The organism is uncultured Shewanella sp. (assembly GCF_947501665.1).
Classification (GTDB): domain Bacteria; phylum Pseudomonadota; class Gammaproteobacteria; order Enterobacterales; family Shewanellaceae; genus Shewanella.
This window is the reverse complement of the sequence record NZ_CANMWS010000010.1, coordinates 122,490-134,064: the sequence shown is the minus strand read 5'-3', so window position 1 is coordinate 134,064 and position 11,575 is coordinate 122,490. Positions and strand designations below refer to the sequence as shown.

11 protein-coding genes are annotated in these 11,575 nt (G+C 38.5%); 5 read left to right on the top strand and 6 right to left on the bottom strand.

The window, feature by feature from the left end; translation table 11 throughout:
- Positions 1 to 13 precede the first annotated feature (13 nt).
- The gene (locus Q0976_RS09585) at positions 14 to 493 is read right to left on the bottom strand and encodes a hemerythrin domain-containing protein (protein WP_299493354.1); all 480 of its coding nucleotides are present in this window, start codon (positions 491 to 493) and stop codon (positions 14 to 16) included.
- A gap of 348 nt (positions 494 to 841) precedes the next feature.
- On the opposite strand from Q0976_RS09585, the gene uvrA reads away from it, so the two are divergent.
- Positions 842 to 3,676 carry an excinuclease ABC subunit UvrA gene (gene uvrA / locus Q0976_RS09580; protein WP_299493352.1) on the top strand — a complete coding sequence of 945 codons (2,835 nt, stop codon included), beginning with the start codon at positions 842 to 844 and terminating at the stop codon, positions 3,674 to 3,676.
- Positions 3,677 to 3,776: 100 nt separating this feature from the next.
- Here uvrA and Q0976_RS09575 read toward each other — a convergent pair whose 3' ends face one another.
- Genes Q0976_RS09575 through Q0976_RS09565 form a run of 3 tightly spaced genes read right to left on the bottom strand, consistent with a single transcriptional unit; the run spans position 3,777 to position 6,748 of the window.
- Positions 3,777 to 4,826, bottom strand: a complete 1,050-nt coding sequence (locus Q0976_RS09575) for an FUSC family protein (protein WP_299493350.1) — start codon at positions 4,824 to 4,826, stop codon at positions 3,777 to 3,779.
- Positions 4,819 to 5,913, bottom strand: coding sequence for a hypothetical protein (locus Q0976_RS09570; RefSeq protein WP_299493349.1), 1,095 nt, complete (start codon positions 5,911 to 5,913; stop codon positions 4,819 to 4,821). Before Q0976_RS09570 ends, Q0976_RS09575 begins: the two co-directional genes overlap by 8 nt.
- Positions 5,914 to 5,971: 58 nt before the next feature.
- Positions 5,972 to 6,748, bottom strand: a complete 777-nt coding sequence (locus tag Q0976_RS09565; RefSeq protein ID WP_299493347.1) for an alpha/beta hydrolase — start codon at positions 6,746 to 6,748, stop codon at positions 5,972 to 5,974.
- A gap of 179 nt (positions 6,749 to 6,927) precedes the next feature.
- On the opposite strand from Q0976_RS09565, the gene Q0976_RS09560 reads away from it, so the two are divergent.
- Genes Q0976_RS09560 through Q0976_RS09545 form a run of 4 tightly spaced genes read left to right on the top strand, consistent with a single transcriptional unit; the run spans position 6,928 to position 8,971 of the window.
- Complete coding sequence (locus tag Q0976_RS09560) at positions 6,928 to 7,788, top strand: MBL fold metallo-hydrolase (RefSeq protein WP_299493345.1); 861 nt, start codon at positions 6,928 to 6,930, stop codon at positions 7,786 to 7,788.
- An 8-nt stretch (positions 7,789 to 7,796) separates the two neighbouring features.
- On the top strand, positions 7,797 to 8,213 hold the full coding sequence (locus Q0976_RS09555; RefSeq protein WP_299493343.1) for a YeeE/YedE family protein: 417 nt from the start codon (positions 7,797 to 7,799) through the stop codon (positions 8,211 to 8,213).
- Between the two features lie 3 nt (positions 8,214 to 8,216).
- Entirely contained in the window at positions 8,217 to 8,648 is a 432-nt protein-coding gene (locus Q0976_RS09550) for a YeeE/YedE family protein (protein WP_299493340.1), read from the top strand.
- A gap of 8 nt (positions 8,649 to 8,656) precedes the next feature.
- Positions 8,657 to 8,971: a metalloregulator ArsR/SmtB family transcription factor gene (locus Q0976_RS09545; RefSeq protein ID WP_299493338.1), complete on the top strand. Its 315-nt coding sequence runs from the start codon at positions 8,657 to 8,659 to the stop codon at positions 8,969 to 8,971.
- A 225-nt stretch (positions 8,972 to 9,196) separates the two neighbouring features.
- Here the strand turns inward: Q0976_RS09545 and Q0976_RS09540 are convergent, their stop codons facing one another.
- Together Q0976_RS09540 and Q0976_RS09535 are read right to left on the bottom strand one after the other, a co-directional pair.
- Complete coding sequence (locus Q0976_RS09540) at positions 9,197 to 9,631, bottom strand: secondary thiamine-phosphate synthase enzyme YjbQ (RefSeq protein ID WP_299493336.1); 435 nt, start codon at positions 9,629 to 9,631, stop codon at positions 9,197 to 9,199.
- Between the two features lie 81 nt (positions 9,632 to 9,712).
- Positions 9,713 to 11,341, bottom strand: a complete 1,629-nt coding sequence (locus tag Q0976_RS09535; protein WP_299493334.1) for a hypothetical protein — start codon at positions 11,339 to 11,341, stop codon at positions 9,713 to 9,715.
- Between the last annotated feature and the right edge of the window lie 234 nt (positions 11,342 to 11,575).

The window sequence follows — 11,575 nt, the reverse complement described above, 5'->3', positions numbered from 1 at the left end:
CCAGTTCAGATATTTATTCTGTTATCATTTCATTGGTCTGCCAACGTTGTTGGATCATTTCCCAATCTTTATCCGTTAAATATTTATTCGCCATAGGGAAGAAAATATTCTCTTCTCCATCAATATGATCATAATATTTTCGAATATAATCATCGATTATGGCTGCCATTTCCCTAAGGCTTAACTCAGAATCCACCAGCAACTTAAGATGATCGGCAATACGATCAAAACCGTGATGATCATTTTCTAAATCCTGTATTCGAGGGTGTAAAGGGAGATCCGTTGCCACCAATTGCTGGCGAATTAACTCTTCATTTTGATGATGCAATTGCTCTTCATCGGAATGTAAAATAGCAAGTAAGTTAAATATTGGCTGTATATCTGGCACTGATAAGGGTTTATGCTTCACTTGAATAAGTAAATTAGAAAGCTCATCAATGATCTGAGATGCACCATGATGATAATCATAAAGCTCTTGCAATAATGGATGCATATTTCCCCTCTCAAATAGATCTTAATCGACCACTTAAAATGATGAGCTAAGCACACTAATTAGATAAACTTTAATTTAAAATAGTATTAAGTTCTGTGCGGTATATCACTGTTAGCATAAAAAAACATTCTCTTCTGCCTATAGCCGATTAAAAACCATTATCCACTAAATAAAACAATGAACAGCAATCAATTCATTTTATGCTCCCTTGAAATAAGCTCCCTCATTGAAATATCTCAATGATGCCAAAACACTCAGTGTAAATTTTTATGGATAGGTATAATTTTGCGCTGAACTATGACTGTGGCATAATCAGTCTCTTTTTTTACGGCGGAGCCAGAGAGATTGATGGACAATATTGAAGTACGTGGGGCGCGAACTCACAATCTCAAAAATATCAACCTGACCATACCAAGAGACAAACTCATCGTGATCACAGGGCTTTCGGGTTCAGGTAAATCATCTCTGGCATTTGATACGCTTTACGCCGAAGGACAAAGACGGTATGTTGAGTCATTATCGGCCTATGCACGCCAATTTTTAAGTCTCATGGAAAAGCCCGATGTGGATCATATCGAAGGATTGAGCCCAGCTATTTCCATTGAACAAAAATCAACCTCCCATAACCCTCGCTCGACTGTCGGCACCATCACCGAGATTTATGACTATTTAAGGTTATTATTTGCTCGAGTCGGAGAGCCTCGTTGTCCCACCCATGGTTTACCTCTTGCCGCTCAAACCGTGAGCCAAATTGTCGATAAAATATTGACTTTACCTGAGGGTAGCCGACAGATGTTGTTGGCACCTGTGGTGAATAATCGAAAAGGCGAACATGTAAAATTACTCGATAGTCTCGCCGCTCAAGGCTATATACGAGCACGTATTGATGGTGAAGTCTGTGATTTATCCGATCCACCAACATTGGATCTACACATTAAACACACCATTGAAGTGGTGGTTGATCGCTTCAAGGTCCGCGACGATATCGGGCAACGACTCGCTGAATCGGTTGAAACCACATTAGAATTATCCGGTGGCCTCGCGGTGGTCACCAGTATGGATGTGAATGATAAAGCAGACAATAATGAACAGGTATTTTCAGCCAATTTCGCTTGCCCTACATGTGGCTATTCCATGGCTGAACTCGAGCCTAGAGTCTTTTCTTTTAATAATCCAGCAGGCGCTTGCCAAACTTGCGATGGCTTAGGAGTACAGCAATTCTTTGATCCTGACCGTGTCATCACCAACAGCGAATTATCTTTAGCTGGCGGTGCAATACGGGGGTGGGATAGACGCAATTTTTATTATTTCCAAATGCTCACATCGTTAGCTGAGCACTATGAGTTTGATATTGAAAAACCCTTTGAGCAACTAGATAAACCTACCCAAAAAATTATCCTTTATGGCTCAGGGAAGCAAAGCATCGCGTTTAAGTATATTAATGATAGAGGCGATGTCGTTGTGCGCAATCACCCTTTTGAAGGCATTTTGAACAATATGGATAGGCGTTATCGTGAAACAGAATCAAACTCTGTTCGCGATGAGCTTAACAAATTCATTAATACTCAGGCCTGCCAAACCTGTGACGGCTCACGCTTACGTGAAGAAGCCCGTAATGTCTTTATTGAAGATTTAAATTTACCTAAGCTTAACCAATGGTCCATTGGTGAAGCAATGGCCTACTTTGACAAGCTCACATTACACGGGCAACGTGCACAAATTGCCGATAAAATATTAAAAGAAATTCGCGATCGTTTAGGCTTCTTAGTGAATGTGGGATTAAATTATTTAAGCTTATCTCGCTCAGCAGAAACCTTATCTGGCGGTGAAGCCCAAAGAATACGCCTTGCCAGCCAAATTGGTGCAGGCTTAGTCGGCGTCATGTATGTCTTAGATGAGCCCTCAATTGGACTGCATCAGCGAGATAATGAACGATTATTGAAAACCTTACTGCATTTACGGGATCTGGGTAACACCGTTATTGTGGTTGAGCATGATGAAGATGCTATTCGTATGGCCGATCATGTCATTGATATCGGTCCCGGTGCGGGCGTTCATGGCGGCGAAGTCATCAGTGAAGGCACACTTAGCGATATTCTCACATCGAAAGACTCTATCACAGGGCAATATTTATCGGGTAGTAAAACTATCCATATTGACTCAGAACGAGTCATATACAATCCAGAAAAACTGATTGAGCTCAATGGTGCCACTGGAAATAACCTCAAGAATGTCGACTTAACGATCCCTGTGGGCCTATTTACCTGTATTACTGGTGTATCAGGATCAGGAAAATCGACCCTAATCAACGACACTTTTTATAAGATTGCTCATATTCAATTAAATGGCGCCACCGTTGATGAACCTTCGCCTTATAAAAGTATTACTGGTATGGATCATTGCGACAAAGTGGTCGACATAGATCAAAGCCCCATAGGCCGCACACCCCGCTCTAATCCTGCCACATACACAGGAATATTCACGCCTATCCGTGAAATTTTTGCCGCAACACAAGAATCCAGGACTCGAGGCTATCAACCCGGTCGTTTTTCTTTCAACGTAAAAGGCGGCCGCTGCGAAGCTTGCCAAGGCGACGGATTAATTAAAGTCGAAATGCACTTTTTGCCTGACGTGTATGTCCCATGCGATACCTGTAAAGGCAAACGGTATAACCGTGAAACCTTAGATGTGAAGTTCAAAGGTAAAAACATTCATGAAGTGCTGCAAATGACCGTCGAAGAAGCCCGCCCTTTCTTTGATGCCATTCCAGCTGTTGCTCGAAAATTACAAACCTTGATGGATGTTGGTTTGTCTTATATTCGTCTAGGGCAAAGTGCGACGACACTTTCTGGTGGAGAAGCACAAAGGGTTAAATTGGCCAAAGAACTGTCAAAACGGGATACCGGAAAAACCTTATACATTTTAGATGAGCCCACAACCGGCCTGCATTTTGCCGATATTCAAATGTTATTGGACGTATTACATCGCTTGAAATCCCATGGTAATACCATAGTGGTTATCGAACATAACCTTGATGTCATAAAAACAGCGGATTGGATTATTGATCTAGGTCCTGAAGGCGGTGATGGTGGCGGCACGATTTTAGCCTGTGGCACCCCCGAAGAAGTGGCTGAGCACCCCACGTCACACACAGCTCGTTTTTTAAAACCATTGCTTGCGTAACCATTACTTTCGTAACTATTAACAGTATATCCTAACGGTTTAGCCATACGGCTAAACCGTTGACCTCCGTTTTCTTTAGAAAGCACTGGGCGTCAAAATCTTAACGATGCGTACTATCAATCAAATCAGTCAGCAATTGATTCACTTTGCGTAAATAATAAATTAAGCTATAGAAATGCTCAATTTCAGCGTAATCTGGCATAGGGTTATCTTTATATAACATGGCTATTTTCTGACGCATTTGTAATCGAATGACATCTAAAGAGTGAGCTTCATATTCCACTTCTCCTGTTATTTCACCTGCCATTAGCTTAGAGAGTAATTCTGAATTCTCTTTTATCACTCCTTGAAATTGTAATAATTCTTTTTCAAATTTTGCACATAATGGACTCGGTTCTTTTTCAAGCAGTGCCAAAATATTTGTCAAGTAATGAAATAATAAATCAAATCCAAATTGATAAGTTCTAAGCTGTTGACGCTTATGTCTAGAAAAAGTTAATTCAAATTCATTAAACAACTGCTTGTTTTTTAATGCTTCCCAACTGGGGTATAATTTCTGATGCCATCCCATAAGTTGACACATATATTGCGGATCTGACGATGCGACAGCATAGAAAATATCATCAATAAAGCCATCAAGTTGCTTTAGCATCGTTAAATAGTGAGCTTGTACATCCACATGACTGCGGTTTGGAAGGATCAAACCTGATACAAGTACAGCCACTAATGCGCCAATTAAGGTATCATAAGCTCTAACCGCTAATAACGACAAACTCCAACCCGTTAATATAGAAAATAAAAAAACAACAAATAGTGTAATAAAGAAGCTCGCCCAAGCATAAGAACGAGGCAGAAAATATACCATTGCAAGAATGGTTGTAAACAAAAATATGACTAATAAAAATGCATTTTCTTTTGGAAATAAAGGTAAAAAATACAATACAATAACAGTACCCAGCGCTCCACCAACCAAAGTCATACTAACCCGTTCTTTGGCTTTTTTTATACTCTCACCAAACGTACTCGACACTAATAAAATCGCCGTTAACGTCGCCCAAATCCCCCTTTCCAGCGAAAAGCCATGTGCAATAATAAGTGTCAATAATACCGCAATAGAGGCTTGAAAAGCTTGACGAGTCGCATTATGCATCAATATTTTCCTCCCACAAGTCAAAATTTTCAATTAACCTCTTTATACTTAAAGAAAAATTAAAAATATGAATGGACACTGGATGGGTTAAATCAATCTCAAAAGGATATTGGCTAAAATACGCATATTCACGCTTAAACTGCTGCATATGTACCAAAGTCACTTGCATATGATTTATCTTAGATAACGTTAATACTAAGAATAAAGCATTCGCAACTCTCAAGATGTCTTCTTGTGTTTGAAGGTTTAATTCTTCACTCGCTATTAATTGCTGGCAACTTTCAAACAGCATGCCAAACGTCTTTGTCATACGATAGTGAAAATCATACAACCTTTCTAATGCCGGATCGTTATCTAAAAATAAACACTCATTGACCAGCCGAGTATTGTCTTTTCTTAACTGCAAAGCCCCTCTGATAAAGCTTTTATGCTGTATCTCAAATGTTGATATAAACGTTTTTTTAGGTATTAATCGTTGTTTTTCTTCCTGTATTGTTTCTTTACGTGGCATAACCAAAAAAGAATGCAGCGTTTCAGAGGACAATTTAAATAATAATTGTGTGTTGGTATTTAATTGCCTACGATCATCAATAGGTATAATTAAAAAAGTGAAAAAAAGAACAATGCCCGTAGCCATTAAAATGCCTTCCCACAAATTCAATATTGGCGGACGAGGTAAAAGCAATACCACAATATACAACATGAGTACAAATAATGGAGGCATGAAAAACCGACCGCCAAAACGCCTGAGGTAAAATGCAATAAAAACCAACACAACAAATACCCCATTACTTAACCAAGGTATTTGATAAAATTGCAATGCTAAACCGCTGCTAGCTATCATGGCAATCGCCGTGAAAAAAATCGTTAAAAACTGTTGCTTTCTACCGCGGCCAAAACGTACTAACGACAAAAATCCCGCGACAAACGTGCCAATGAGCTGGGCATTTTGATTATATTCTCCAAGCAGAAACCAAGCACATACAATAATGACTAAGGTTTTAATTGATTGAATAAACGCATTTTGTCTTTGAGAGTACCAAAAACGTATCGCAAGCTTACCATGTTGACTCAATACATTAATCAAACAAACCTTCCTCTTTATTATTGCAACTTAATAAATGGGTTATCAATGACTGATAAAATTACTGATTAGAATATAAATAGTCCATAATCAAAGGATTCACTAAGCTCGACTGCATTAATGGCGCCATATGCCCGCCATTAACTTCAATTTTAGTCACATGATGTACATGCCCTTCAATGACGTCCACCACAGCTTTGGCTGCACTTCGGCTTTTCTGACCTGTGATTAATAGCACATTAGCGGAAATACTGGCCGCATAATCAGATACTGTTTTTGGTTCATTAATAATAGCCTCAAAGTCTAGCGCCACTTTTGGCATCATTCCCGCCAAACCTTGCTGTATCTGCTTAGGTAGAGCTGCAAAATAGCCCTCTCCATTCCAATAATTCGTAAATAAAGCCGCCGCTTCAATAGCGGTTACATTATTCATTCTTACAGCCAGCTCTGAGACTTGCTGGCGATTTTGATGCGCCTCATCTAATAAATGAAAAGCAACAGGTTCAAAGACACATAAGGCTTTAACTTGCTGTTTTAGTGCATCAGCAAAGCGCAGTGCTACCGCCCCACCAAAGGAATGCCCAACGAGGTAATAGGGACCAGATAATGCTTGCTGCTGTAAGAAAAGTTGAATACGTTCGACTTCACATTGTAATGTATACGGTGAATGGACAGCCTTATTGGCTTCACTACCATATCCTTGCAAGTCCACATTCACACATGTAAAACCTGCTGAAAGCTGCTTCACTAAGTTTTTCCACTGGTCTTTTGAACTTAAAGAACTGTGTAATAAAATGACGACTGGACCACTGCCTAATACTTCTATTCCTATTGACATTATCATTCTTTCCATAAAGTAAATTTCAAGTCTTTGAAGCTCATATCCTATATTTGTTATCTTAGGATCACTAGTAAAAAGTCAAAGTCAGTCTTCTCTCAAATACATTAACGTAAAAACACTTGATAATCGTATATCGTTAATATACGATTATCAGATATTAAATAAAGGAATATACTATGTCATCCATTATCATCACACCTTTTTTTCATCCATTATCTTGTACTATCAGTTATATTATTTACGATAAAGTGTCTCTTGAAGCGATTGTTATCGACAGTGTGCTTGATTTTGATAAACCATCAAAAACAATACACACTCTGTTTGCAGATAAACAAATTGACTTCATTCAACAAAAAAAATTATCAGTAAAATGGATAGCTGAAACCCATACTCATGCTGATCACCTTACTGCCGCCCAATATATTAAAAGCCTGTTAGGGGGGAGCATTATAATGAGTCAAGGCGTCATCAACACTCAAACACTATTTAACCAGCAATATGTTCCCAATCAACGCTCACCCACTGTAACTCACCAATTTGATCGACTACTGCAAGATAATGATAGACTCACTCTTGGACAAACAGAAATTACAGTTATGGAAACTCCTGGACATACTCAAGATAGCGTGACTTATTTAATCGATAATAATGCCTTTATTGGCGATACCCTCTTTATGCCAGACAGCGGTTCAGCTCGTTGTGATTTTCATGGTGGTTGCGCCAAAATATTATTCACAAGTATACAACGTCTTTACGCTCTACCAGAACACACCCAATTATGGATGTGCCACGATTATCAACCGAATAATCGTCCACTCAGTTATCAAGCCAGTGTGAAGGAAAGTAAAATGTCCAATATTCATATTCGCCAAGAAACATCAAAGGATCATTTTGTACAATTACGCCATTCTAGAGATACACATTTAATGCCGCCAAAACTTTTATACCCAGCATTGCCCTTTAATATTCAAGCGGGTTTATGGCCTGTTGATAACAGCATTTTTTCAACTCCTCCTTTTAATACCAATCTGCTTTAGAGGTCATCATGGAACAATTAACCTGGCTGAGTGCAATTCTAGGTGGGCTAACCCTGTCCGTCTCCGCATTAGCTTTACTTTATTTTAATGGCAGAATAACAGGCGTATCAGGCATTTTATATGGCAGCTTTAGCGTGTCTTTATCTAAAGAATATTGGCGCATTTTTTTTATTATAGGTCTGATTATCAGCCCATTTTTTTCGGCTATATTGGGGTTTCACTTACCAACACAAATAGATCTAAGTTGGGAAGCCATAGCAATCGGTGGTTTTCTGGTCGGCCTAGGCACTCAGTTAGGTTCTGGATGCACCAGTGGACATGGCATATGCGGCATTGGCCGCCTATCTATTCGCTCTATTATTGCCACCAGCATTTTTATGATAACGGCAATGATAACTGTCTTTATTTTAAAATGGGTGAGTTAACTAATGACACGATTTATTGCACTCATATGTGGTCTTTTATTCGGCATGGGACTAACCATTTCACAAATGGTTGCCCCTAATAAAGTCCTTAATTTTTTGGATATTACAGGGTTTTGGGATCCCAGCTTAGCCCTTGTCATGTTTTCTGCACTCGCCCTTTTTATTCCTGTTTATCATAAAATCATCAAAAGGCAGACCTCACCTAAATTCACTGACACCTTTCGCTTTCCTAATAAAATCACTATTGATCTCTCCCTTATATTGGGCGCAATAATATTTGGTATTGGTTGGGGAATATCAGGGATCTGCCCAGGACCTGCACTGGTTAACCTCACTGGTGGCTCACCTAAAGTTTTGGTATTTATATTAATGATGCTCATTGGAATGAACATTCCCAAATATGCTAGTATGCTTTCATCAAAATTTAACACGTAAGCAAAGAAATGAATTCCACCTTGTCATTAGCAGAATTGGAAGCAAACGCGACCAAAGCAGAAATTCTCATGAAGGCATTGAGTAATAAATACCGATTAATGATCCTTTGCTTACTTCAAGAAAATGAGCTATCAGTTTCCGAACTCAATAAACGGATCCCCATAGCGCAGTCGACATTATCTCAACATTTAGCTTGGCTTCGAAGAGAAAAATATGTCAAAACCCGACGAGAAGCACAAACGATACATTATCAACTCGGTGATAAGAATATAATTAAAGTCATCGATCTTCTTCATGAGATCTTCTGTGAAGAATCTACCTGAACTCGGGTTAAGCAGCGTCATTAAATATCGCTATTTTGCTCTCTATCTGTATTGTGTTTTCTGCTCATAGTGGGCTATTAAGCACTAAACCCCACCTTGATATCGACAAGAATATGGGCATTTAGCAAAAAGTGAAATAAATAACAACAAAACCATAAAGTTAAGATATTGCTGGTTAATAAAATTTAATCTATACCCGTATTATCCCAAATTCGGGTTAATCTATTATTCACCATTTAATGTCAACACTAACGTTCTTGATGAGCCCCTATCTCTATGCTCACAAAGGTAAATACCTTGCCAGATCCCCATATTCAAAGAGCCACTTTTCACCGGTATACTTTGGCTCACTCCAATCAAGGTTGATTTAATATGCGCAGGCATATCATCAGGCCCTTCAAACGTATGCTTATAATAAGACGCATTTTCAGGCGCAAGCACATTAAAGTGTTTTTCCAAGTCATGACGCACACTTGGATCGGCATTCTCATTAAGTGCAATAGAAGCTGAAGTGTGTTTAATAAAAAGGTGTAATACTCCAATATTCAATTGCTTGAGTTCAGGTAATGCTGAGAGAATATCCTCAGTAATAAGATGGAAACCTCTTTTTTTTGCTTTTATGTTTATTTCTTTTTGGATCCACACAATTATATCTTCCATACAATATAATTAGTCAAGTTACCCCATGATACCTCAAGCATAAAAATATCGCCTGCAACAGGCAGGCAATATTAAATGATATTAAGACTGACTAGTAAAAAAATTCGATAATGAATTCACAACGGCTCTTAATCGGCTATAGCCAGTATCTTGACTATTTTGCAATTCAAGATCTTTTACTTGCTTCTTACCCAACACCATTGATTGCTCATCTTTCGATATAACATGTGGATGACGCTGCTGAATTTCAAGAAATTCCTGCTCGCCAATACTATCTTTGGTCACTTTTTGACTTTGCAATGGATTATGGATATGACTACGCGTATTCACCCCTAAAGCCCATTTTGTACCCGATTGAACTTCTTGATATATATCTAAGGGTAAGCCTTTTTCTCTATTAATAGCCGCTTCTAAATACGTTCCAGCCATACGATTACAATTTGCTTCCATGGCGCTATCAGACGGTAACACTGAGTAAGCTACCATAGTCTGTGCTTTTAAGTCTTTTTTCTCAGGTTCAGATAACACTGTTTGGCCTGCTTTTGTAAGAATACTGGCTTTCGTTTGCTCTAACCCATTAAGCCCTAACTTTTCATCTAGATAATCCTGATAAACTCGCTGCTCACGAGTGACTTCCTGTAGCGTTGTCAGTTTAACAGGTTGCTGTTTCACTGGGCCTTTTCGATGCTCAAAATTATGTATATCTTCATTATAATCACGGCCTTTACATGAATCCGTATTATAGAAACCTGGTTGTTCATTACATTTAACGGCAACATACCCTAAACCTCTACGGTGAGATTCAGTCAATAAATTTTCATCGCCTGCCCTTTTAAGCTCAGTTTTAACGGCCTCTACAAACCCATCAAGAAAAGCATAATTTTGGCCTTTTAATGCCAAAATAGCTTGACGGATCGGTTCCTCAAAAGGCACTTTCATTTTCGTTCCATCGCTGCTTTTGGTCACATATTTTGCTTTTGACAATTCATTTATAAAGGTATCGTTAAGTTCTACCTTAGAACGAGTTAAATCGTTTCTTTCTCCATACAGCCTAGCATTTTGAGAGCCAGGTTCTCCCGTCATAATATACGCATGCAATGGCGGTAACAACTTACCAAAACAATGACTATGCGCGATATAGACAGGAACGGGCTTAACTAAACTACGGGCAGCATTCAATTCCTTATCTAATTGAACTTTTTCTTTTCCATCTATAATTTGGGACTGCCCTGCTTCTACAATGCCTTTCATCTGCTCATTAAAAGATTTTACTAACTTTTGTTTTAAAAATTCAGCTTGTAATTTTTGAGTTTCACATTGGTATTCATCTAAAGCAGGTCTATTCCAAGTGCTGATAACTTTGTGAGTGCTAGCAGGCCCCTTAAAATAGCCTATTTGATATTCAATTTGGTCTTTTGAATGCAGTGTTCTAGTAAAGTCATTTGAAGTTAAAGCTGCTAACTTAGCAAAAATATCTTTCTTTAATCCAACCATATCCGGCGTATTGTCATCACTGCTCAGCACATCTAATTGTCTGATATACTCTTTCGCTTCAGCTCTGTGGGTACCACAAACAGTATCACACAACCAATCCCAGATCTTCTCAGTCTTCGTCATATTATTTATATGAGAAATTTCTGCTGCGCTAATGTAGTTTTTATCCCAAGTATTATGGGTTACCTCTCCTCCCCCTAGCTGAATACCCGCCATTTTCCTGCCCTATGTTTAAATTAAAGAAATTACAAACTTAATCGATTAAGCTTGTAATTTCTTCCTAAAAACAAAACAAACTGTCGTAAAAATAACATTCCCTTTGTCAATTTAAAGAAAGTAATCCTAATTAAGAGCTCAGGGATCATAGCAATTTTTTATCTAATTCATCATGATACATATTCAATTTTTAATGCTATCTAACTCTCATTATTTTAAAATGAATGTATATAG